Origin of the sequence: Larkinella rosea, from assembly GCF_003858635.1 — a bacterium.
GTDB classification, from domain to species: Bacteria; Bacteroidota; Bacteroidia; order Cytophagales; family Spirosomataceae; genus Larkinella; species Larkinella rosea.
The window spans coordinates 167,603-191,981 of the sequence record NZ_RQJO01000009.1 but is presented as its reverse complement, the minus strand read 5'-3'; the positions used below and the strand labels follow the sequence as shown (position 1 = coordinate 191,981).

General features: G+C 50.8%; 19 protein-coding genes. 10 read left to right on the top strand and 9 right to left on the bottom strand.

Annotated elements, in window-relative coordinates; genetic code table 11:
- The first annotated feature begins 77 nt into the window (after positions 1-77).
- On the top strand, positions 78-425 hold the full coding sequence (locus EHT25_RS16755) for a hypothetical protein (RefSeq protein ID WP_124876294.1): 348 nt from the start codon (positions 78-80) through the stop codon (positions 423-425).
- A gap of 121 nt (positions 426-546) precedes the next feature.
- Here EHT25_RS16755 and EHT25_RS16750 read toward each other — a convergent pair whose 3' ends face one another.
- Positions 547-1,449, bottom strand: coding sequence for a pirin family protein (locus tag EHT25_RS16750; protein WP_124876293.1), 903 nt, complete (start codon positions 1,447-1,449; stop codon positions 547-549).
- Positions 1,450-1,596: 147 nt separating this feature from the next.
- Between EHT25_RS16750 and EHT25_RS16745 the strand changes: the two genes are divergently transcribed.
- Positions 1,597-1,962: a winged helix-turn-helix transcriptional regulator gene (locus EHT25_RS16745; RefSeq protein WP_124876292.1), complete on the top strand. Its 366-nt coding sequence runs from the start codon at positions 1,597-1,599 to the stop codon at positions 1,960-1,962.
- A 16-nt stretch (positions 1,963-1,978) separates the two neighbouring features.
- Here EHT25_RS16745 and EHT25_RS16740 read toward each other — a convergent pair whose 3' ends face one another.
- The 4 genes from EHT25_RS16740 to bamJ all read right to left on the bottom strand — a co-directional run bounded on the left by EHT25_RS16740 (position 1,979) and on the right by bamJ (position 7,836).
- Positions 1,979-4,150 carry a xanthine dehydrogenase family protein molybdopterin-binding subunit gene (locus EHT25_RS16740; protein ID WP_124876291.1) on the bottom strand — a complete coding sequence of 724 codons (2,172 nt, stop codon included), beginning with the start codon at positions 4,148-4,150 and terminating at the stop codon, positions 1,979-1,981.
- 5 nt (positions 4,151-4,155) lie between these two features.
- On the bottom strand, positions 4,156-4,623 hold the full coding sequence (locus EHT25_RS16735; protein ID WP_124876290.1) for a (2Fe-2S)-binding protein: 468 nt from the start codon (positions 4,621-4,623) through the stop codon (positions 4,156-4,158).
- 200 nt (positions 4,624-4,823) lie between these two features.
- Positions 4,824-6,902 carry a carboxy terminal-processing peptidase gene (locus EHT25_RS16730; RefSeq protein WP_124876289.1) on the bottom strand — a complete coding sequence of 693 codons (2,079 nt, stop codon included), beginning with the start codon at positions 6,900-6,902 and terminating at the stop codon, positions 4,824-4,826.
- A gap of 181 nt (positions 6,903-7,083) precedes the next feature.
- A complete protein-coding gene (gene bamJ / locus EHT25_RS16725; RefSeq protein WP_124876288.1) occupies positions 7,084-7,836 on the bottom strand; it encodes a BamJ family beta-barrel-assembly machinery protein in 753 nt (250 codons plus the stop codon).
- 454 nt (positions 7,837-8,290) lie between these two features.
- On the opposite strand from bamJ, the gene atpA reads away from it, so the two are divergent.
- The 5 genes from atpA to EHT25_RS16700 all read left to right on the top strand — a co-directional run bounded on the left by atpA (position 8,291) and on the right by EHT25_RS16700 (position 12,822).
- A complete protein-coding gene (atpA, locus tag EHT25_RS16720; protein WP_124876287.1) occupies positions 8,291-9,868 on the top strand; it encodes a F0F1 ATP synthase subunit alpha in 1,578 nt (525 codons plus the stop codon).
- 77 nt (positions 9,869-9,945) lie between these two features.
- Positions 9,946-10,833, top strand: coding sequence for an ATP synthase F1 subunit gamma (gene atpG, locus EHT25_RS16715; protein ID WP_124876286.1), 888 nt, complete (start codon positions 9,946-9,948; stop codon positions 10,831-10,833).
- 178 nt (positions 10,834-11,011) lie between these two features.
- Positions 11,012-11,248 carry a zinc ribbon domain-containing protein gene (locus tag EHT25_RS16710; RefSeq protein WP_124876285.1) on the top strand — a complete coding sequence of 79 codons (237 nt, stop codon included), beginning with the start codon at positions 11,012-11,014 and terminating at the stop codon, positions 11,246-11,248.
- Positions 11,249-11,410: 162 nt separating this feature from the next.
- On the top strand, positions 11,411-11,959 hold the full coding sequence (locus EHT25_RS16705) for a YceI family protein (protein ID WP_124876284.1): 549 nt from the start codon (positions 11,411-11,413) through the stop codon (positions 11,957-11,959).
- Positions 11,960-12,243: 284 nt separating this feature from the next.
- Positions 12,244-12,822 (top strand): DUF4136 domain-containing protein, encoded by a 579-nt coding sequence (locus tag EHT25_RS16700; RefSeq protein ID WP_124876283.1) that lies wholly within the window; start codon positions 12,244-12,246, stop codon positions 12,820-12,822.
- A gap of 64 nt (positions 12,823-12,886) precedes the next feature.
- Here the strand turns inward: EHT25_RS16700 and EHT25_RS16695 are convergent, their stop codons facing one another.
- The 3 genes from EHT25_RS16695 to EHT25_RS16685 form a co-directional block, all read right to left on the bottom strand.
- The gene (locus tag EHT25_RS16695) at positions 12,887-14,224 is read right to left on the bottom strand and encodes a M23 family metallopeptidase (protein ID WP_124876282.1); all 1,338 of its coding nucleotides are present in this window, start codon (positions 14,222-14,224) and stop codon (positions 12,887-12,889) included.
- A 71-nt stretch (positions 14,225-14,295) separates the two neighbouring features.
- Positions 14,296-15,078 carry a LytR/AlgR family response regulator transcription factor gene (locus EHT25_RS16690; protein WP_124876281.1) on the bottom strand — a complete coding sequence of 261 codons (783 nt, stop codon included), beginning with the start codon at positions 15,076-15,078 and terminating at the stop codon, positions 14,296-14,298.
- Positions 15,079-15,216: 138 nt separating this feature from the next.
- Positions 15,217-16,680 carry an APC family permease gene (locus EHT25_RS16685; RefSeq protein ID WP_124876280.1) on the bottom strand — a complete coding sequence of 488 codons (1,464 nt, stop codon included), beginning with the start codon at positions 16,678-16,680 and terminating at the stop codon, positions 15,217-15,219.
- 266 nt (positions 16,681-16,946) lie between these two features.
- On the opposite strand from EHT25_RS16685, the gene EHT25_RS16680 reads away from it, so the two are divergent.
- Positions 16,947-17,921 carry a c-type cytochrome gene (locus EHT25_RS16680; protein ID WP_124876279.1) on the top strand — a complete coding sequence of 325 codons (975 nt, stop codon included), beginning with the start codon at positions 16,947-16,949 and terminating at the stop codon, positions 17,919-17,921.
- A gap of 8 nt (positions 17,922-17,929) precedes the next feature.
- On the opposite strand, the gene EHT25_RS16675 is transcribed toward EHT25_RS16680, so the two are convergent.
- Positions 17,930-20,284 carry a beta-N-acetylhexosaminidase gene (locus EHT25_RS16675; RefSeq protein ID WP_124876278.1) on the bottom strand — a complete coding sequence of 785 codons (2,355 nt, stop codon included), beginning with the start codon at positions 20,282-20,284 and terminating at the stop codon, positions 17,930-17,932.
- Between the two features lie 54 nt (positions 20,285-20,338).
- On the opposite strand from EHT25_RS16675, the gene EHT25_RS16670 reads away from it, so the two are divergent.
- Both EHT25_RS16670 and EHT25_RS16665 read left to right on the top strand, forming a co-directional pair.
- Entirely contained in the window at positions 20,339-20,941 is a 603-nt protein-coding gene (locus EHT25_RS16670) for a DUF6134 family protein (protein ID WP_229311570.1), read from the top strand.
- Between the two features lie 379 nt (positions 20,942-21,320).
- The gene (locus tag EHT25_RS16665) at positions 21,321-24,353 is read left to right on the top strand and encodes a SusC/RagA family TonB-linked outer membrane protein (protein ID WP_124876277.1); all 3,033 of its coding nucleotides are present in this window, start codon (positions 21,321-21,323) and stop codon (positions 24,351-24,353) included.
- The last annotated feature ends 26 nt before the right edge of the window (positions 24,354-24,379 follow it).

Genomic DNA, 24,379 nt, shown 5'->3' with positions numbered 1-24,379 from the left:
GTCGACCATCCTGTACTTTTGTAGGGTCGAATCTGACATATCCACACCATTGATACTATTCTAATTGCAACAAACTAATGAAAACGGTCTTGATTTTCAGTACACTTTGCCTCGCCCTTGCCATTACACTTCGGGCATCGGGTCATAAAAAAATTACGCTAAAACAAACACTGGAACAGCAAATTGCTTCCTATGTCCTGTATCCGGACGTATTACAACAAATCGACAACGAAGATTTTGTGGTTATCAAATTCCGGGTTGACGGTGAACAACGGCTGGCCGACCTGCGGATTTCGAGCGGTGACAACAAAACCCTGAATGCGACGCTTATCAAACAACTGATGGGCAAAAAAGTATTTCTGACCGAACCGAATTCGAACGAAAACCAGGAATATCTGGCCAAAGTCCGGTTCCGTTTGATCTGACCCAAAACCACCTGTCCTCCACACCAGAACGCCAGCGGCCCCGAAATTTTCCGGGGCCGCTGGCATTTTACCGGTTTGTGACCAGGTAATAAAAGGATGAAAAAGAGCTTCTCAGGTCAGCTCAATACGTCAGCCGCTGCGCTTCGGGCAGCTCGGTAACGTGCCCCATTTTACCGTGCCGAAACGCCTGATATAACCCTCTGATATCATTTTCGGTGTCGGCGATGAACGGACCGTACGAAACAATCGGATCGTTTTGGGGCTGGCCCGCGTACAAAACCACCCGGGCACCGGACGCTCCGGCGGTTAATTGCAATTCGCTTTGCGTATCTTCCGAAAACCGGTCGAGCCAGCCGACCTGATTTGTTTTCAACGGTTTACGCTCCTCTCCAATCTCAACGCTTCCTTCAATTACGTACAGAAAGGTGTTAAACGAAGCGGGTAACGACTGGGTCGTCTGAACGCCGGGTTGTAAATGAATGTCGGCAATGATCACCGGCACGTAGTTTTGTACAGGCGACGTTATCCCGGCCAGCGAACCGCTGTAAAGCCGGATTTCCAACCCCGGTTGCGTTACTTTCGGCACCTTCTCCAGCGTGATGTCCTGCACACGGGGCGTTGTCCAACGGTCTTTTTTGGGCAGATTCAACCATAATTGCAGAAGCCGCATCCGGGTTTTCCGGTCGATGGATTCCGTGTGAACAATGCCGCTCCCGGCGGTCATCATCTGAAAATCACCGCCTTTCATCAGGTGTTCATCATCACCCATTTCGCCCTCGATTAACAAAGAAACCGTTTCAAATCCGGCATGGGGATGCGGCCCGCCCACCGGCTCGTTGTCTTTTTTATCGAGAAAGTCGTCCATCAACAGAATGAAGGGATCACTCTGCGAAAAGTTGTTGAGAATAACGGGCCGGGCGGTGTGATCGGGGCCCAGAAAGCCCGGTTGTGCGGGCGGTGTATATACGCTGGCCAGTTTTCGTTTGATCGCCAGTTCGGGCTGCGCAGTGAATTGAGTTTCCATGATTTTGGTGAGGGAAGCGATTCAACCGGTTTTGATTAAACCGCTCCCGTTATTTTTTATACAACAAATTTACGTATATTTACTATCAATTTGTAAGCACTATACTTTATAATAGCTCTATACTTCAGGATAGTAAACATAAACAGAATGGAAAACCGGACGGAATTACAACACTCGGAATGCATGGGAATTTTGCGGCCCATTCGTGATGCGCTGGATGTGTTAAACGGCAAGTGGAAACTCCCGATTATTGTTGCGCTTACCTTCGGGGAAAAGCGTTTTACCGAAATCGCTAAAGAAGTTCACGGCATTACGGATCGGGTGCTTTCCAAAGAATTGCAGGATTTGACGATGAACGGACTGGTGAAGCGAACGGTTACTGATAGTTTTCCGGTAAAAGTAACGTATGCCCTGACGCCCCACAGCAAATCGCTGGACGAGGTCATTGAATCACTCCGGAAATGGGGCGTTTTACACCGCGAAATGATCCTGAAAGGATCGTTGGAAAACTAGTTATTGGATTGGATCGCTACACATCGTCCAGTTTAAACGGCAGCGTCCGCATCCGTTTTCCGGTCAGATCGAAAATGGCATTGCACAAAGCGGGCGCGAAGGGTGGCAAACCGGGTTCGCCAACCCCACCGGCTTTTTCGTCATTGTCCATGATGTGGACTTCAATTTCCGGCGAATCGGTGATTCGGGGCATGGGGTAGGTATTGAAATTCTGCTCCACGGCTTTCCCGTCTTTAAAAGTAATTGCGTGGGTAATGGCCGCGCCCAGACCCATAATGATGCTGCCTTCCACCTGCGCCCGGATGATGTCCGGGTTTACGTACCAGCCGCAATCCATCAGCGCGATTACTTTATCGATCTTCAGTTTCCCGTCGGTTTTCCGCGAAACGTTGACCACGTGACCACAAATACTGCCAAAACTTTCCGTAATCGCCACCCCCCAGCCTGCATTCTTACTCCGCGATTTCCACCGGCTAACGGTTTCGAGTCGATCGATAAAGGCCTGATAACGGGCATCCGGCAGGTGGTTTCTCCGGAATTCCAGCGGATCTTTTCCAGCGGCTTGCGCCAGTTCGTCGATAAAACTTTCGCAGGCAAAACCGCCCGTGGAGGCATAAACCGATCGCCACCACATCACCGGGATGGGTGCCCGCGTGCCGACACCGCCGAAACTGTAGTGGGGAATCGCTTTCAGATAAGGACTCAATAGTCCGTCCAGGTTACCGTCGTTAGCCTTAAGCGGTTCAGGATCGGGATACGGCTCAGCAGTCCACTCCTGCCAGAACCACTGAGCCGCCGTAACGGTCTGGAAAGCCACCATGTTTCCTTTTTCGTCAATACCGCCTTTGCAGCCATAAAAGGCACCGGTCCGAAAAGGGCCCAGACTCATGTCATCTTCCCGGGTCCAGACCACCTGAACGGGTGCCTTTATGGCCTGGGAAATCAGGGCCGCTTCGTAGGGATAATCGGTGAATCCTTTTCGTCCAAAACCGCCCCCCAGAAAGGTCATGTTGACAGTAACATTTTCTTTCGGAACACTAAAGCGTTCACTCAAATCGGCTTGTATCCAGTTTGCTTCCTGAATCGGTCCCCAAATGTCAATGCGGTTTTCCTGCACGTGTGCGATGCAGTTGAGCGGTTCCATGCAGCTGTGCGACTGGTAAGGCGTCTCATAAACCGCTTCGAGCTGTTTTGGGGCAGTCTGCAGCGCCGTTTCAAGCGGTACGGAGGACGCTGGTTTTTTCAGGTTTTCCCGCATCCGATCCGAAAGCTGTTCCGAATCGAGGTGTTCAAAACCATTATCATTCCATTCAACCTTTAATACCCTACGCCCCTGCATCGCGGCCCAGAGCGAAGTAGCCACGACAGCAACTCCCTCGTACAAATTACCAAAAACCGCACGCTTGACAGTAAGAACCTGTTTAACGCCGGGTACTGCCCTGGTTTTGGCATCGTCAAAACGTTTTACTTTTCCACGAAACCGGGGATTGCGTTCCACCACGGCATACAGCATGCCCGGTACTTTTTTATCCAACCCAAATACCGCAGCTCCGTTGGTTTTCATCGGAATATCCTTCCGGGGCAGCGATTTTCCGATGATCTTATACTCCTTGCGTTTTTTTAACGGGACGTTGGGCGGTGGAGTCAGTTTAGCAGCATCTTCGACGAGTGCGCCATATCCGAGCTTTCGGTCCGTCGGTCGGTGAATGACCTGCCCATTTTCGGCGAAACATTCTGAAACCGGGACATTCCATTGTTTCCCGGCCGCTTCGATGAGCATTTGGCGGGCCGTCGCGCCAATTTGCAACAACTGCTGATACCAGCCCCGAACCGAAAAGCTTCCTTCCTGCGGCTGAGGCCCATATTTTTTCGGGTGCGCGGGGGCAAATAGAACCGTAACCTGGTCCAGATTGACTTCCAGTTCCTCCGCAATCATCTGGGGAATGACCTGAAAGGTTCCCTGCCCCATTTCCGAGCGGTGGTTCAGAAGGGTAACCTGCCCGGACTGATGAATGGAAATCCAGGCAATAAGCTCCGTGCCCCGGTCATCCGCCGACAATAGATTGATGATTTCCGTTGTCGGCTTACCCAGAACCGGTGCAGAAATCCCAAGCATCAGGGTCATACCGGAAAGTCCGGCCGAACGGATAAAATCCCGTCGGGATCGTTTCTGGTTACGGTTTTTCATCAGAATTATTTTAGGCTGGTTGCACCAGCAGCCGATTTGATCGCTTTTCGGATACGTTGGTAGGTGCCGCAACGGCAGATATTTCCCTGCATGGCCGCATCAATTTCCGCATCGGTGGGATGCGGATTGGTCTTTAGCAGGGCGACAGCCGACATAATCTGCCCGCTTTGGCAATACCCGCATTGGGGCACCTGCTCGGCAATCCAGGCTTTTTGCACGGGATGCGAGTTGTCCTTCGAGATCCCTTCAATGGTGGTGATCGGCTGACCCGTGGCGGCTGATACCGGAAACGAACAGGACCGGATCGGTGCCCCGTTGAAGTGGACGGTACAGGCACCACATTGGGCAATGCCGCAACCGTATTTGGTTCCCGTCAGGCCCACCAGGTCCCGAATGACCCAAAGCAGGGGCATTTGGGCGTCGGCTTCCACCGTGTGTTTTTTTCCGTTGATCGATAAGGTGTATTTCGGCATGGAAGAAAGAGAATAGCGTGAGCCAAACGAGTCTTCAAATTAATGATATCAATTTTGGCAGGAAAATTAGATTGACGATATGCAAGAAACGATAGCTCAACGGCACGCTTTCATTGACCAGTGGAATTCGCCAGTTGCACAAAAACAAAAAACCGTGTCGAGCTGCTCGACACGGTTTTTTGTTTTTATCTAAAAAGGCCTTACTGCGGATTCTTCGTAAAGGCGATGTAATCGGCCAGTACTTTACCGCACTCATCCAGGAATAAATCCTTTTTCGGGGCTTTAGCATCCTTCGGATCTTTGGCGGGTGTCGACGAATCGTTCGTCGCTACCGGCTCACCGGCGGAAGCGCTGATCGACTTCCGGCGTTTTTCAGCGTCGTCGCGTTCTTTCTTCCGTTTCGATTCCTGGAGTGATACAACGGTTTTTTCTTTGGCCCTCTTCAGTTCCGCAAAATCGGCGATCAACTGCTTCATGTCGGAATCTGATTTCAGCCGTTGTTCATACCGGTCACGTAATTTATTGATAATTTTATCGTCCAGACTGCGGGTAACTTCAAAGCGTGCCGAAGCAATCTGGTCCCAGGGCAAGGCGCTGGGTTGCGAGCTTTCGCCAAATTCTTCCGCGCTGAAGGCCGATGGAAATTCAATATCCGGTGTAACACCTTTGTGCTGCGTGCTGCTGCCATTGATGCGGTAGAATTTGGCAATTGTCATCTTGACCTGCCCTACTTTATCCGCTTCCTTCAACCAGGTGTTCAGGTCAACCATCGTCTGAACGGTTCCTTTGCCGTAGGTCTGGCTTCCGATAATCAAACCGCGTTTGTAATCCTGAATGGCAGCGGCAAAAATTTCGGATGCCGACGCACTAAACCGATTGACCATCACGGCCAGCGGACCGTCATAAACAATCGACGGATCCGGGTCAGTTTGCACCTCGATATCACCCTGCGCTTCTTTCACCTGAACCACCGGGCCGCGCGAGATGAACAAACCGGTCAGCGTAATGGCTTCGGTGAGCGATCCACCCCCGTTGTCACGCAAATCGATCACCACGCCGTCTACTTTCTCGGTTTTGAGTTCATTCAAATACCGCTGAACGTCGCCGGTTGTGCTGGCGTATCCTTCTTCGCGTTTGCGGGCACCTTCAAAATCACGGTAGAAAACCGGGATCGTGATGACACCCAATTTGTATTTTTTCTGGTTCTGGGTAACTTCGATCACTTCTTTTTTGGCGCGTTGTTCTTCCAGCTTGATTTTTTCGCGGACCAGTCTGATTTCCTTCGGCGGAGCACCGGCAATGGCGTCCAGCGACTGAATATGCATCCGGACGGTCGTTCCTTTGGGGCCTTTGATCAGTTTGACCGCGTCATCGACCTGGTAGCCGACAATGTTTACAAATTGACCGTCGCCCTGCGCAACCGCCAGAATCTTATCGCCTTTCGTCAGGAGTTTGCTTTTGAAAGCCGGGCCGCCGGGAATTACCTCGGAAATTTTGATGTAGTCACCATCTTCCTGCAACAAGGCTCCGATTCCTTCCAACGATGCGCTCATCTCCTGATTAAAGCGATCGGCCGAACGGGGCGACATATAGTTCGTGTGCGGATCGAGTGATTCGGCAAACGAGTTCATGTAGATCTGGAACACATCCTCGGCTTTGATCCGGTTCATGTACCGATCGAGGTTTTTGTACCGCGACTTCATGCTGTTGACCACCGAGGTGTCGGCTTTGCCGGTCAGTTTCAGTTCGAGCGACTGGTTTTTTAGCAGTTTACGCCACAGATCGTTCTGTTCGTCGATGCTTTTCGGCCAATTGGCTTTCTCGCGGTCGGTATTGAACGTCTCATCGACGGTGAAATCAAACGGTTTTACCATGTTCTCCTGAACAAATTTATTCCGCTCCTGATAGCGTTTCCGGAAAACATTGTAAATATCGTAAGCAGCGGTCAACTCACCATTGATCAATTGATCGTCGATGTTATTGCGGTATTTCTCAAACGTGTTCACGTCTGAAGCCAGAAAATAGGCTTTATTACCGTCTAATTCTTTGAGATAATTGTCGAAAACGACCGACGACAGGGAGTCGTTCAGTTTCACTTTGCGGTAGTGATGAGTCGTCAGCAAGCGCGCGACCAGTTGTTCGACATGTTCCTGCGACACCGACGGTTTCAGATCGTCAGCGCTTGGAGGAGGCAGCGGCACCGCTGACATCCCTGCCTGTGGACCCGGCTGAAGGCTTAGCATCAGCACCGGGACTAGTGTAATGAGGTACTTTCTCATGCTCCTCTTTCGTATGATTAATGTAGCATCACTCTTAACTAATCAGGGGTGAATGGCTTACTGGCTAAGGATGATTAGGTGACTGAATAACTGTAAAATGGGTAAAACAATCCAACCATTTTCAACCTTTCAGCCATTTTTAACCATTATTTAACCAGCTGACCATCCAATCATTCCATTATTACTTCTTCACTATTTCCAATAATTCAATATCAAAAACGAGCGTTGAATTCGGCCCGATCTGCGGACCGGTTCCCTGCGGGCCATACGCCAGTGCCGACGGAATAAAGAGTTTCCATTTTGAACCGACCGGCATCAACTGCAACGCTTCACTCCAGCCCTGAATCACCTGATTGACTGGAATTTCGAGCGGTTGCCCCCGTTCAACGGAACTGTCAAAAACCGTTCCGTCAATGAGTCGTCCGGTGTAATGTGCTTTAACGGTATCGGTGGTCATCGGCTTCGGACCGGTACCTTCTTTTACAATTTCGTATTGCAAACCGCTGGCGGTAATTTTAACGCCGGGCTTCTTTTTATTTTCAGCCAGAAACTGCTCCCCGATCTTCTTGTTGGCGTCCGCTTTTGCCGAGCGTTCCTTCATAAAAAACTCCTGAATGATCCGGTTGGCCTGCTCCGGAGCAATCTGCGTATTCTGCGTCTGAAGGGCATCCTGCAACGCTTTTGTCAGGGCCTGAAGGTTCGCATTGCCCAGATTTTGCTGTTTCAAACCTAACCCAACATTCACTCCAATGCTATAACTAACGGAATCAATGGCATTATTTAGTTTGAGAGGGGAAGAAGTTCCCGGAACGGCAGCACCTGCCGGAGCTTTCGGTTTAGGCTTCACAGCCGGCTTTTTCGTTTGAGCCACGACCTGACCCGTTACCATTACAGCCGACAGCAGGCCGGCCAAAGTCCATTGTTTAATCGTCATGTGTTCGATACAAAAGTTGTATTCAAAAAGTGCTTAAGCTGAAAACGTAAAGATGTGAGTCAAAAGTTTGGCAATAGCGGGATTTAATAAAACAAATTATTGATGAATGGCGACGGGCAAGGGTTAGCGGGCGTCTCCGACGGACAAATCGATCAACCAACAAAACCGCTGTCTGACTCTGAAATGCTCACAACTCACTAAAGTAAAAAACAAATGTTAGTATCTCAACTAGCCAAAGTTAATTATTGTTAATTTTTTTGAGCGACGACTCCCAAGCCGTTAAAATGCGATTAAAACCATCCGGGTCCATATTCCCCAAACCCAGATCCCCAATTCTTAGAAAAGTATAAACTTTAGCGATGAATTTTCTTGATAACGTCTGTTTTAGTGAAATTTAGTGCGTAACTTTGCACCCGAATTCTTAGAACCATCATAAAACGATTCTTCCACTCATATGGTATCAGTTAGACCCGACGAGGTTTCGGCCATTCTCCGGGAACAGCTATCGAACTCCAGAACCACCGCCGAACTCGAGGAAATCGGTACGGTATTGCAGATCGGTGACGGGGTAGCCCGCATTTACGGACTTTCCAAAGTCCAGGCCGGTGAATTGCTGGTGTTTGAAAACGGATTACAGGCATTAGCCCTGAACCTCGAAGAAGACAACGTCGGAACCGTATTGCTGGGTGACTACAGCGAAGTTAAAGAAGGTGACACGGTAAAGCGGACGAATCAGATTGCTTACGTCAATGTTGGCGAAGGCATTCTGGGGCGCGTTGTCAATACACTCGGTATTCCCATCGACGGTTTAGGACCGATCGTTGGCGAAACGTTTGCCATGCCGCTGGAGCGGAAAGCACCGGGGGTAATTTTCCGTCAGCCGGTAACCGAACCGCTGCAAACCGGTATCAAATCCATCGACGCCATGATTCCCATCGGTCGGGGTCAGCGCGAATTGATCATTGGTGACCGCCAGACGGGCAAAACCGCCGTGGCAATCGACACCATCATTAATCAAAAGGAATTTTACGACAAAGGCCAGCCGGTTTTCTGTATCTACGTAGCCTGTGGCCAGAAAGCATCGACCGTTAAGCAGGTGGAAGCAACCCTGCGCCGGGCCGGAGCGATGGCTTATACGGTAATTGTGGCCGCTCCTGCCGCTGACCCGTCGCCGATGCAATTCTTTGCGCCGTTTACGGGTGCTGCCATTGGTGAGTACTTCCGGGATACGGGTCGTCCGGCCCTGGTGGTATACGATGACTTGTCGAAACAGGCCGTATCGTACCGCGAAGTATCGCTGCTGCTGCGTCGCCCACCGGGCCGCGAAGCCTATCCGGGAGACGTTTTCTACCTGCACAGCCGTCTGCTGGAGCGGGCGGCTAAGATCATCAACAACGACGCCATTGCGGCTACCATGAATGACCTGCCACCTTCGCTGAAGGGCAAAGTCAAAGGAGGTGGTTCGCTGACGGCGCTTCCGATCATCGAAACCCAGGCGGGTGACGTTTCGGCGTATATTCCAACAAACGTAATTTCAATTACGGACGGACAGATCTTCCTGGAAACCAACCTCTTCAACTCCGGTATCCGGCCCGCCATCAACGTGGGTATCTCGGTATCGCGGGTGGGTGGTAACGCCCAGATCAAGTCGATGAAGAAAGTGGCCGGTACACTGAAACTGGATCAGGCGCAGTTCCGCGAGCTGGAAGCGTTTGCCAAATTTGGTTCGGACCTTGATGCCTCGACGAAACTGACCATCGAGCGCGGTCGCCGGAACCAGGAAATTCTGAAACAACCGCAGTATTCGCCGGTATTGGTGGAACACCAGGTTGCGATCATTCTGGCCTCGACCAACGGTTTTCTCGACAAAGTGCCCGTCAATAAGGTGAAAGAATTCGAAACTGAATTCTCTATTCTGCTGACGACGCAATACCAAAGTACCCTCGATCAGCTTCGTGCCGGCAAACTTGACGACAGCATCATTGCCGTTATCAAGAAAGTGGCGACGGAACTGGCAGTTCGTTACGCTTAACATTTCAAGTTTTGAAATATAGGCTTTTGGGGTTCGGGAATTAACGTCTCGAACCCCAAAAGCCACAACTGACAACAATGGCCTCATTAAAAGAAGTACGAAGCCGGATTACTTCTATCATCTCGACGCAGCAGATTACCAAAGCCATGAAAATGGTGGCTGCGGCTAAGTTGCGCCGGGCACAGGACAATATCATTCAGATGCGCCCCTACGCCCGTAAACTCAGCGACATGCTGAGCACGGTGGCGGCCGGTGCCGAACTGGCGGCCGAAAGTCCGTACAACCAGATTCGCCCGATCGAAAAGGTGCTGCTCATTGTGGTAACCTCGGATCGTGGTTTGGCCGGGGCGTTCAACACCAACGTGCTCAAGGAAGCGCTTTCCGTGATCAATAACCGCTACGCGGAACAGGCGCGTCGGGGCAATGTCGAAATTATGGCCATCGGCAAAAAAGGCGCAGAAGCGTTTCAACGCCGGGGTTTTACGGTCAATACCCATTTTATTGATACGTTTCAGTCGTTGAGCTTTGCCAAAGTTCGGGCAGCTGCCGAAGAGGTAATGGCGGCTTTCACGGCGGGTCAATACGATGTAGTGGAAATTGTCTTCAATGAGTTTAAGAACGTCGCGACGCAGATCATTCGTACCGAGCAATTCCTGCCGATCGTGGCAGCACCGACGCATTCGGCTACCAAAGCGAACAATGTCAACTACATCTTTGAACCTTCGGAAGAGGAAATCATTACCGAACTGATTCCGAAAACGCTGAAAATTCAGTTGTATAAAGCCGTTTTGGAATCCAACGCATCGGAACACGGCGCTCGGATGACGGCGATGGACAAGGCCACTGAAAATGCCGGGGAGTTGTTGAAAGAACTCAAACTGGTTTACAACCGGACTCGTCAGGCGGCCATTACCAAGGAAATCCTCGAAATTGTCGGCGGTGCCGAAGCGCTCGCGCAACAATAATAGACTGATCTGAACCGAAAAACCGTTACGCTACTCCGGTAGGTAACGGTTTTTTTATGTCAGTAACTTTTTTGAACCCTTTATAGGCGTCAATAACTCTCTACCAGTAATTCCGTGTGGTTTTGATGGAAATTTTAGCTTTGACCCGGTTTCTGATTTAAACAAAACCGCGCGTCCAATGTTCATCGAACAAGAAATTGCCAACCGGTACTCCTGCCCCAAATGCCGGAATCATGAAGTGTATATCAAGCGAATTGCTACAACGGGCACGGGCTTCTCACGTATTTTTGACATCGAACACAATGTATTTATCGCCTGTTCCTGCGCTCGTTGCAGTTATACCGAATTTTATAATCCGGAAATTTTAGAAGGAAAGGATAATCTGGGCGCAGCGCTCGATCTGTTATTTGGCTGATAATCAAAAAAATATACACTATTTTGATTCATTCTTGTAGCTGTTTCAGCCTGGAGATCGAACTTTTTACAAAAAAAGTTAAAGTTGATGAAACATTTTTTGAGCTTTAAATGTATTAACATTAAATGTCACTACATTATTAACGAAAGATAAAACACAATCATGGCAACAACTGCTGCTCCCGAAACCATTACCTGGACGATCGATCATTCCCATACCGTCATTCAGTTTAAAGTACGTCACCTGATGGTGTCTAACGTAACCGGTAAATTCACCTCATTCGACGGCAAAGTTGAAACCGTTGGTGACGATTTCGAAAACGCTTCGGTTTCTTTCTCGGCCGATATCGATAGCATTACAACGGGCAATGAGCAACGCGACGGTCACCTGAAGTCCGCCGATTTCTTTGATGCCGCAAATCACCCGAAACTAACCTTCCAATCAACCTCGGTTACAAAAACCGGCGACGATACCTACGACATCACGGGTGATCTGACGATCCGGGGAACGACGAAATCAATCACGCTGAAAGCCGAACACGGCGGACAGATGGGCGATTTCTACGGCAATACCAAAGCCGGGTTTGAGTTGAGCGGAACCATCAAACGGAAAGAATTTGGCCTGTCGTGGGACGCCGTTACCGAAGCCGGTGGCGTCGTGGTCAGCGACGATGTCAAACTTTTGCTGGACGTTCAGATCGCTCATCAATAAGCATTTTATTTTAACTATTTTTAACCATTCATCTCCCCGGATGAATGGTTTTTTTATGGGCTTAGCGTCGGCAACACCTGATCTCATAAATGTGATTTTCAGTCATTTAAAGCCAACATTCAGAAAAAACCGGTAGCAATTTCTACAATTGAATGATCGAACTAACTTTGTTAAAAATTAGTTATTTAACTGACAAAATACTAACGAGAAATCAGTAAGCGTTAACAAGTAGTTCACTTGAATAGTAAACCCGATTACATTAACTCTCATAACGCAAATCACCTATGAATACCCGGAGCATAATTGCCAGTCTGTTCATGTTGGGTCTGTTGGCAAGCTGTTCGCCATCCATTAACGTCAAATATGACTACGACCCAAAAGTAAATGTTCGCCAGTTCAGCACCTTCCGTGTTGAAGCCGACCAACGCCGTAGTAATGCTGACCCGATTGCGGGCAGCAACCTGAACCAACGCCGGATTGCCGATCAGATCGAAAAAGCAATGCTGGCAAAAGGGTACAAGCCCGTCGTGGGTGGAGAGGCCGATCTCGTAATCCGGTTCTTCTCCGATTCAAAAGACCGTCAGCAAGTGCAGTCGAACAATATGTGGTCACCGTATGCCATGTGGTATAACCCCGGTTACAACAACGTTTATACGCGCCAGTACGAAGAAAACCGGGTGGTTGTCAATGTGTATGATTCCCGCACAAACGACATCATCTGGCAGGGCTGGGCTTCGGGTCAGCTGAACCAGAGCAAAAAAGACCGTAGCCGCGATGTGGCGTATCGGACTACCGTCGACAGCATCATGAAACAATTGCCGGAAAGCGCCGGATCGGACTACGGTTCGGCAAGAGAACGGTAAGAAACCGGTCTAAACGGTTTTATCAAAAACCGCTTGCTTCCAACGAAGTGAGCGGTTTTTGATTTTAGGGCGTTTGCGACAACCAGCCCGTTCCTCCGCTCGCCCGACGAACCAGTTGGTAGGAGCCAAAAACGCCCAGCACGTCCACGGCGGTTCCGGCTGGCAACGTTTCCATAACCGCTGCTTTTAGAGTGGCGGCTTCCAGTAAATCCGTCCCAACGGGCAAAGAAGCCCGACGCAACGATTTTCGGGCGGGTTCGATGGCGTTGCTGGCAATATAACCCATTATGCCATCCGGTAATTCCACCCGCGGCCAGGTGGCGGTTCCACCCGTAATGATAAAGGCCGACGAACGTGGCAGCGTGCGCAGAATGGGTGCATCACCGTTGGGCGACTGCCGAATGACCGTCCGAACGGCGGAAACCCGGGCAGAATCGCCCAATGTTTCGGCGGCAATCAGCGACTGCCGGGCCGGCCCCGTTCCGCGACGAACGAAGGGCAACGGATCGACCGCACCGGTGTTCGAGCTGTAAATACCAAAATGAAGGTGCGGGCTGGTCGTCCGGGCGTTACCGGTATTTCCCACAAACCCGACCGTATCACCCACCGAAACCTTTTGTCCCGGCCGGACCGCCTGGGAATCCAGGTGGGCGTAGTACAATGTCTGGTTCCGCCGGGAATCCGATACGTAGACGACGTTGCCGCCCAGATTATTGGTGCCAACGCCCGAAACCGTCCCGTCGGACGCGGCCAGAGCGGGTGTGCCCCGGGGTGCAAAAATATCGATGCCTTCGTGTCGCCGACGACCGGCGTCGCGCGGAACGCCAAAGTAACTGCTGATCTGGCGGCTGTCGCGGCCGCTGACCGGGAAGCTCAACACCGGTTCGCGGCTGATGGAGAGCGTATAACGGCCGCTGCGCAGCAATTCGGGCTGAATCCGGATGAGGTGAGTTCGGGTTCGGCGGATTTCCAGTTCCAGCTGATTGGTATCGGCTTTAGCGGATGCCATCCGGTTCGGGTCCTGATTGCGTTCGTCGAGTTCAAAAACGTCGATAAAAACCTGAACCGATTCCTGCCCCTGCACGTCCACCTTGATGATGAATTTGTCGCCCCGCTGGCCATTCAGGCGGTAACCGAGGGCAAAAGGCCGGGTGGCCGAAAAATAACCGCTTTCGCGGTAGGGCGCATTGACCAGTACCGAATCTTTCAACGCCCGATCGGCGGTGGTCAACCAGTCGGTACCCAAAGCGGTTTGTTCCAGGTGGGCGCTGCGAAGCGATTGAGCGTATTGATCGTGTGGTGAGGTCGAGCGAAACAATTGCCCCGGCCCCACACTTGTACAGGCACCCAGCAAACCCGGCAAGAGTATAATTAGAAGTCGGTTGATGAAGAATCGGCACATGAAGAAGTAGTCGTTTACGATTTAAACGACTACTCAGGGGGCAAGGTTTTCAGAAAAAACCACCCGGCAGTTTATTTGCCCATCCAGATCTTGAAATCGCTGACCTTTTCGCGGCTGACGATGGCTTCTTTTTCAAAAACCGGTTTCAGGGTCAGTGACAGGCGGTTGCCGAAATAAGGCTGAATTTGCTCGACCGTGCCGTGGGTAACGATAACGCCCCGGTTGATGCGGAAAAACATACCGGGGTCGAGTGCTTCTTCCAGTTCGTCGAGCGTATAGTCAATGAGGTATTTCTGGTTGTTCCAGGTTTTGAAAAAGCTAAACCGTTCGTCGGTGAAGAAAAAAGCAATATCCTGCACTTCGACCGACAGCAATCGTTGTCCCAGCCGCACCAGAAACCGCCGACGGTATTCTTTTGGTTGCTGTAGCTGGAGTTCGCGCAGCAGTTTATCCAGATTGATCGCCTGATTGGAAGACTCATTTACCTCGGTCCGGCGAACATTCAGATCCCGGAATTTTTTCAGACTGCGCTGTAAATCATCCTTTTGGATCGGTTTCAGTAAATAGTCGATGCTGTTCACCTTGAACGCCTGCAGCGCGTATTCGTCGTAGGAAGTCGTAAAAATAACCGTGCTTTTCACCTCGACCTGTTCGAATATTTCAAAACTCTGCCCGTCGGCCAGTTCAATATCCATAAAAATCAAATCGGGCGACGCATTCGTTTTCAGCCAGTCGACGGTATCTTCAATGCTGGCCGTTACACCCGCAATTTCAAGCGAGGGATCCACTTCCTGCACCAGTTTTCGCAACTTCCGCACGGCCAGGTCTTCATCTTCAACAATTAATACATTCATCAGAACATCTTTTCAGGAAACGATAGCAAGTAATCGTATTTCTTTCAATTTCTGAAAAGAATACCGACCGAATTGTTTTTTCTGAAGTTTGTACTGTATAAACCGCCGTGGGAATTGCAATTTACCCGCACGAAATGCTCAGTTTTTCCGTCCCCGCGACGTCATGAAATAAATCGGAATTCCCAACCCGGCGATCAGTAAACCCATGCCGGTGTTGAACGTTTTTTCCTTGAGTAAGATGAGGCAGATGACGATCGCTACCACCATGTAAATGGCAGGGATCAGCGGATAACCAAACGCTTTGTAGGGCCGTTCGGCATTGGGTTCTTTCCGTCGAAGCAAAAACAGTCCGCCAATGGTGACGGTGTAAAAGACGAGCGACGTAAACGTACAATAATCCAGCAAGTCGCCGTAAGTGCCAGACAAACAGAGGACGGATGCCCAGACACATTGCAACCAGAGCGCAATTCCGGGAACGGCGTTGCGGTTTAAATTTGCAGCGGTTTTTAGAAACAACCCTTCTTTGGCCATCGCGTAATACAGCCGGGCACCCGAAAGAATCAGTCCATTGTTGCAGCCAAACGTGGAAACCATGATTAAAACCGCCATGATGGCGACGGCCACATCGCCAAAAATGAGCGAAACCGAAGCCGTAGCTACCCGGTCGTACGACGCAAACTGAATGCCCCGGCCCACCACATCCATGGCACTGGCCGAACCTTGCAGGGGAAGCAACGAGAGGTAGGCGATATTCGCCAGGGTATAAATTGTAGTTACCAGTAGCGTTCCGACGAACAAACTCAGCGGAATATTTTTGCGTGGATTCCGGATTTCGCCGGCAATGAACGTTACGTTATTCCACGAATCCGCGGAGAAAAGAGAGCCGATCATGGCCACGCCCAGGGCCAGCAGCAACGCCATGCCGCTGATCGGCAGTACAGAACCGTCGGCTGTGGTTTGGGTTGCGTCCCAGGCGTTCTGGAAATTCGCCGAAAGTGTGCCGGTTTTTGAGCCGAACCCGATTCCGACAATGATCAGACCCAGCAAGGCCAGCAATTTGGCTGAGGTGAACACATTTTGAATCAGCTTTCCGCTCTGGATTCCCCGGCTGTTGATCCAGGTCAGCAAAACAATACTACCAATGGCAAACAGCGCCGACGCTTTCATCGGGAACGACCCAATGGAAAAAAGAATATTTTCGGGATTTAAGGCGGGGACAAAAACCGCCGTAAACTTGGTAAAAGCCACGGCGACGGCGGCAATCGTGCCGGTCTGAATCACCGCAAATACCGTCCAACCATATACGAAACCCAGCAGCGAACCGTAAGCGCGCTGAATGTACACAAACTGGCCGCCCGCTTTGGGCATCATCCCCGCCAGTTCGCCGTAACTGAGGGCCGCCGTAACCGTAATAACGCCCGTCAATACCCAAAGAAAGATCAGCCAGCCCGCCGATCCGACGTTGCGCGACATATCGGCACTCACAATAAAAATACCGGAACCAATCATGGAACCGGATACCAGCAGGGTCGCGTCGATAAAACCCAGCGAGCGTTTTAGTTCGGTTTTTTCTTCAGTTAGGAGGTTTGTAGAATCAGACATAGGTGGGTTTTAGGCTTGGAACGGATGGAAGCGGAAGATAAAGAAAAAATCCACTGATTCGGTAAAACCGGTCTGAAAAACAAGTTTTAGGTCACCGAAAACAACTTCTTCGACAAAAACTACCTTGTAAAGAAACCGCATTGAGCGTATGGCCCGTTTCTGTCGGGAAATGACTCTTTTTTGACGTGTTCCGACAGTAGCATGGCTGGCATAACGCCTTTATTTTGCGGATTATAAACACACAAGTACTCACTCACTTTCTCTGTATGAAAAAAGCACTGCGTATACTCCTGTTCGTCGTCGGCTTTGTGGTGGTAGCTCTGCTCGGCTTTATCAGTTTCGCGGCCATCCGGGGCGTTCCCAGTTACGATGCGCCTGTCATTCAGGACATTTCCGTTAACGCTTCACCGGCGCGACTGGCACGGGGGGCGAAAATTGCCCAGATGCACTGCATTGCCTGCCATGCCGATGAAAACAAACAGTTGACCGGTCGCCAGCTGAGCGACCTTCCCAGCCTGTTCGGAACCATTTATTCGATGAATATTACCCAGGATAAAACCGTCGGAATCGGTAATTGGACCGATGGTGAACTGTATTATTTTTTGCGAACCGGTTTGCGGAAAGACGGCTCATTTGCCCCGATCATGCCAAAATTTGCGACGATGGCCGACGAAGATCTGCAATCGGTGATTGTCTGGCTACGCTCCGGCGAGGCACCGGTTCAGGCGGTGGCGAAAGAAGCGCCCAAATCTGATTTTTCGTTGTTTTCCAAATTGCTGGCCAATACCGTTATCAAACCGCTCCCCTTTCCCGAAAAAGCGATTCTGATTCCGGATAGCACGAATGAACTGGCCTTTGGCCGCTACGTGGCCGACGGTCTGGGAACCTGCTATGTATGCCACTCGGCTGACTTCACCAAACAGAATCCGCTGCATCCGGAATTGTCGGAAGGCTATTACGGAGGTGGCAACGAGATGAAAACCGCCGATGGAAAACCCATTTTTACGGCAAACCTGACCTTCGATGAGGAAACCGGTATCGCCAAAAAATATACCAAACAGCAGTTTATTCAGGCCGTGAAAGCCTGCGTTCGGCCGGATGGCGGCCTGATTCGCGGCCCGATGTTCCCGCACCAACTGACGGATTATGAAGCGGGAGCCATTTTTGAGTACCTCAAAACCGTACCGAAAATTAAGAATGACATCGCCCACAAGGAAAAAGAAGCCCTGGCAGCCAAATAAAACCGGGTTTATTCGACCGTAATTTCGTCGGCCATTACCCAGGCATCCTGTCCGGCTTTGGGCATTCCAACCGGCACTTTGCCTACATTTCGGGCAATTATCCGTATATAACGACACAAAACCGGTTCAAAGGTGAGGGTCTGGCGGATAATTGCCTTTTTCCCGCGTTCCGTTGGGTCCATCGGTACGTTTTTGACCGACCGAAACGCCTTTCCATCGTCCGAAACCGCTACCTCAACCGCTTTGGGAAGCAGGATATTTCCGGCAGTTGCTTTCACCAGCCCGATCGTCACCGATTGAATCGACTGAATTTCAGTCAGATCAATGGTCGCATTCAGGTCAGCGGTTTTCACCCCGGCGACATTCTGCATCTCTTCCAGGTAGCCAATGGTGCTGCCGTATCGGCCATCGATCAGGATCGGCGCATCCGCATTCCTCGGTTTGGTAGTTGCCGTCGCCAATTGAATGGTTTTACCAGTCACTTTTGAAACCGCAAAATTCCACGATTGCACTTCGCCGATGATCCGACCGCTTTTGACCGTAACGGCTTTTATTGTTGTCGGTTTTGTCAGATCGACCGGTTTTTCGTAGCGATTCGATTGCGCCGTGGGGTCTGAGCCATCCGTCGAAAACCGAATCTCGGCCGTCTTTTCTTTCGATTCAAGGCGTATCTGCAAACGTCCATCCATCAGGGACGTTTGTTCGGCCAGTACGTCGTAATACGATCGGGAATAGGTCACTCCTACGTTTTCGAGCCGCTGAAAAAGTTGTGGAAGACGCTGCGTAAAATCCGGCCAGTCTTTCTGTTCGGAAGGAGTCCAGGCAACTTCAGCGCCCGCGGCCGCCCGCGGCCAGACCATGTATTCAACCTCTCCGGCGGTTTTCAGGTATTCCGTCCAGACACTGGCCTGTACACCGAGGATATGTTGCTGAACACCAGCCGGTAAATCCGCCGGAGTAGGATCGTACGAATAGGTTTCTTCCAGGGGAGTAAACCGCCCGAATGCCAGTGGTTCCTGCGAGCGATCAGCCTGATAATGATCCAGATACACGTAGTTTTCGGGTGTCATAATCACATCGTGGTTCTGCCGGGCGGCTTTCAAACCGCCTTCGGTCCCGCGCCAGCTCATCACCACCGCCCGGGCCGATACGCGGGCCGCCGGGCTTTCGCCATCCATAATTTCGTCCCAGCCAATGATTTTTCGCCCTTTCGAGTTCACCCAGCGATCAATGCGGGCCGTAAAATAGCGCTGCAGCTGGTTCTCATTTTTTAACTTCAACTGCTTCATCAACTGCTGACAAAATGCACTGTTTTTCCAGGCAGTTTTCGGGCATTCGTCCCCACCAATGTGAATGTAAGGACCGGGAAATAAATCCATGACTTCGGTGAGCACGTCCTGCAGAAACGTAAACGTCTTTTCGGACGGACATAAAATATCACTGAAAATGCCCCACTTCGTAGCGGTTTCGTACGGACCAACCGAACAACCAAACTCCGGATAAGCCGCTAAAATCGCCAGCGCGTGGCCCGGTGTTTCTATTTCAGGAATAATAGTTACATATTTGGATTTCGCATACTGCACCACATCACGCACTTCATCCTGCGTATAGAAACCGCCATAGGGTTGGCCGTCAAACTGTTGCGGATCCGACTCGTAATAATGACCAATCAGGGTTTCCTTACGCCAACCGCCAACCTGCGTCAGTTTGGGGTATTTTTTGATTTCAATTCGCCAGCCCTGATCGTCGGTCAGGTGCCAGTGAAACGTGTTGAATTTGTGCAGCGCCAGCAGGTCAATGTATTTTTTGATGTACGAAACCGGAAAGAAGTGCCGGGCTACGTCGAGGTGCAAGCCGCGGTAGTTAAAACGTGGCTTGTCTTCGATCCGGCAGGCCGGAATCGACCAGTTCACCGGCGCAGTTGCCGGACTCGAACGGAAAATTTCGGGTGGCAGCAATTGGTAAATCGACTGAACCGCGTAAAAAAAACCGGCGGGTTTGGCGGCTTCAATCGTTATCGTGTTGGGTTTGCAATCAATCCGGTAGCCTTCCGTACCCAAAGAAGCTTCATTGACAGACACAAACGAAAGCAAACTACCGGTCGATCGGGTTTCGGAAGCAGTCTGGATCGGGATCGTAAAACCGCTGGCGGTATTGAATTGATGAATAAAGTTTTCGGCAATCGTTTGCAGTTCCGAATGACCCGAAGGCACTCGCACGGTTGTCGAACCGGTCAACGAAAACCGCCCGTCGCGGGCTTCCAGTTTAGCGGGTTTTGGAATGATCGAATAGGAATGAACCGACTGGCAAAAACCGGTCAACGACAACAACAAACCCAACGACAACCAAACAATTCCGGGCATAATCAAGTCAGATAAAGTATTGATCATTCAATAATAACGAAAACAAGTCCCAGCGTGCTACACGGATTTCTCATTATTGCTTTACTGGTACTGACCGGAGCGCGGTGTTTCTGCCAGACGGTTACGCAAAAATACAACATCGAAGTGGCCGGTTTTCGGATTGGAACGATGGCAGTCGCGCAAATTACCAGCCCGAATTCGGTGGTATACGATCAGGTCAGCGACGTCGAATGCTGGTTTTTCGGGAAGGTGAAAGTGCTTTACAAAACCGTATCCCGCTTCGACCCGGCTACTCGCCAACTCCTCCATTCCGACATCGACGCCCTATCGAACCACGGGAATTATCAGTCAGACATTATCTGGCAAAAAGATCATTACGATATCAATGTCCGGCAATATAAATACGAACGGAAAGCGACTGAATCGCAGCCTATCGACTTCACGGCCATGCGGTTATACTACGAAGAACCCATTGGCCGCACCCGCGTTTTTGCGGAATATTTTGGTGATTACGCCACCATCGAGCCAACTAAAAAAGGAAGTTACCGCGTTAGAGTCGCCGACCGGGAAGACGAGTATTTTTATGAAAAAGGAAAATTGATAAAAATTATAAAAAAGAACTCTATTAAGAATTTTGTGATACGATTAGCCGAATAACTACTTAAAGGCAATAGTTTGTATCCTACAACCCTATTTCTGCAAAATATTACAATAAAGATAAAAATATACCAATTTTAATTCTAAAAGACCAGTAATAATTTACTTATTATTTTGACAATTCCAATATTGTCAAAATATAATTTGTAGCTTAAGAATAAATACCTATAATTGTATCGTCAGCAACCTGACTCCTTACAACAAAACCTCCAGGCGAATACAATCTCTTGCAAACTTCCGGTTTGCCAATTATTCCTCCCCGCATTGACTCTTTTTGAGGTCTTCCGGCCAATCGGGAGCTACGGTTTTGCTTTGCCTTTACCTCCACCCATTCAGCGTGAATTTCTTAACTTTTTTATACAACCCAAACTAATAAGTAATGAAGCAAATCTATGCACTGCTGCTCGTCTGGATCGTTGTCGGCGGAGTCGGAAAAGCCTGGGCTCAGGACCGAACGTTATCCGGAAAAATCTCCAGTTCAGCCGATGGCTCTCCGTTACCCGGCGTCAACGTCGTTGCCAAAGGTTCCTCGAAGGGGAGCGTTTCGGACGTTAACGGAAATTATACGCTGCTCGCACCGGCCGGTACGAAAACACTGGTTTTCTCGTACATCGGTTTTCTGACGCAGGAATCGCCCGTTTCGGCCTCGACCAACGTCTACAACATTTCGATGACGGAAGCCGCCCAGAGTCTCGATGAAGTCATTATTTCGGGTTTGGCGACGAGCGTCAAACGAAGCAACGCGGCCAACGCCGTTACCCGGATTTCGTCGGATGAGCTGGTGGGTAAAACCCGCCCGGTAACGCTCGATGCGGCCATGAGCGGAAAAATTGTCGGGGCCAACATTGTCCAGAACAGCGGAGCGCCCGGTGGTGGTATTTCCGTGAAACTGCGCGGTATTTCGTCCATCAACGGAAGCTCTGAACCGCTGTATGTCGTTGATGGTGTGTTTGTTAACAACTCGCAGTTTGCTACCGGTGCGGGTTCCGGATCGTTCAGCGGGGCTGGTACAAATCAGGACCAGGCACCCAACCGGATTTCGGACATCAACCCTGCCGACATCGAGTCGATGGAAATCCTGAAAGGCCCCAGTGCAGCCGCCATCTACGGAACGCGCGCCAATGCCGGGGTCATCATCATTACGACCAAAAAAGGGAAAGCCGGGAAAACCAAAGTAAGCTTTGGGCAGGACGTGGGTTTCTCGTCGGCGATCAAATTATTGGGTTCGGAAGGCTGGAGCCTGGACCCGATCGGCCCGGAAGGACAGACTAAATTTGATTATGTATTCGGGAACGGAACGGTCGGCAGCGGGAGTAAAACCGAGATCGAACTCTGGCAGAAAGCCACCGCCGAAGGGAAAATCTACGATTACGAAAAATACATTTACGGCAATACCGGAAAAATCACCAACACCCGCCTGAGCGTTTCGGGCGGGAACGACAAAACGAAGTTTTACTTCGCTACGGCGCTGAACGACGAAACCGGCATTCAGAAAGGCACCGGTTTTCAGCGAAAATCGATCCGGTTGAATGTGGATCACAAACTGGCGAAGTGGGTCGACTTCTCGATTGGCTCCAACTACATGCGAACCGGTGCGCAACGGAGCTTCAGCGGAAACGACAACCGCGGGGTTTCGATCGGTTACACGCTGGCGTACACACCCAATTACGCCCAACTGTTCCCGGTCAACGGCGTGTATCCGCTCTCACGCTACACCGGCGACAGTCCGATTGCCATTGCCGAGCGCACGATCAACGATGAAAATACCAACCGGTTTATTCAGTCGTTCACCAGCAACATTTACTTCCTGCAAAAACCCAACAGCACGCTGAAACTGGCCTTGCAGGGCGGTTTGGATTATGTGAACACGGAAGCCGAGGTTTATTTCCCGGAAGATTTGCAGTCGCAGTTGACGCGGGCGACTCCGGGGGCGTCGCGGTATTCGAAAAACCGGAGCTTCAACACCAATTTGCAGGCTTTCCTGATCTACAACTGGCAGTTGATGGGTGGCAAACTTGATTTGACCTCGCAGGTGGGAACGGTTCGGTTAACGACCGACAATGACTTTAGCTGGATTCAGGGCGACGGTTTGTTACCGAAACAGAAAAACCCGAATACCGGTAGCGTCCGGACGTTCAGCGAAACCTGGCAGGCCTGGCAGGATGTGGGTATGGTGGCCCAACAGGAAGCTAACTACCAGGACAAGATTATCGGTACGGTTGGGATTCGGTTTGACAAATCGAGTCTGAACGGCGACAACGAGAAGTGGTACGGTTTTCCACGGGCATCGCTGGCCGTCAACGTCGCGAAGTTCGGTTTCTGGGATTACGAACCGATCAGCCAGTTGAAACTGCGCGGAGCGTTCGGTCGAACCGGGGGTGTGCCGGCATATGGTAACATCTTTACCTCGTTGGGTACGACGATCATCGACGGTCAGCTTGGTTCGGTAACGCCAACGAGCGTGGGGAATCCGACCATCGAGCCCGAAACCGCGCAGGAAGTGGAATGGGGCGTTGACCTCGGCTTGTTCAAAAATCGCATCAATCTGGAAGCGACCTACTACGACAAAAAAGTCTTTAACCTCCTGAATCCGTATACGTTAGCATCAGGAACGGGCGTAACGCAGTTCAACGCGTATCCGGTTGGTGATTTGCAAAACAAAGGGGTTGAGCTGGGTTTGAACGTCGTACCGGTCGAACTGTCGAACTTCACCTGGACCTCGCAGGTGCAGTACTGGTTCAACCGCAGCAAAATCACGCGGCTCGAAATTCCGAACACGACGGTTGGCTCTGGTTTCAGTATTTACGGCCGGAACCAGTTGCGGCTCGGCGAGTCGCCGACGCGCTGGTTTGGCTCCCCGAACGTAGCGGATGCCCAGGGCGTTGCGCAGGCAACCCGTTACGAAGACGCCCAGCCTCGCTACCAGATTTCGTTTTCGAACCAGTTCAAACTGTTCCAGCACTTCGATCTGTCGTTCCTGCTGCACACCAGCCAGGGTAATTACAACTCCAACCTGACGATCAAGCAGAAAGATACGGGCGGCACCACCACCGACTGGAGCAAAGTTGAGAACCTGTACGGCAATGTGGGTCTGCCAAACGGCCGGGCGCGGCTCCCAACCAACCCGAACGTCACGGCCCGCGAATTCATTCAGGATGCCAGCTACGTGCGGCTGCGGGAAGTTTCGTTGTACTACACCATTCCGAAAGCACTGTTAACCAAGGCGTTTGGTAACGTGGTTTCCAACGTAAAGGTCGGCGCGTCGGCGCAGAATCCGCTCACCTGGACCAACTACAAGGGCTACGATCCGGAAGTTTCCAACTTCGGAAACCAGTCGGTGGGTGCCAGCGTCGATAACGCGGCTTTCCCGAACAGCAAGCGGTTGTTCTTCCACCTGGCGGTCGATTTTTAAGTCACGGTTAACCCAACATTATTCTA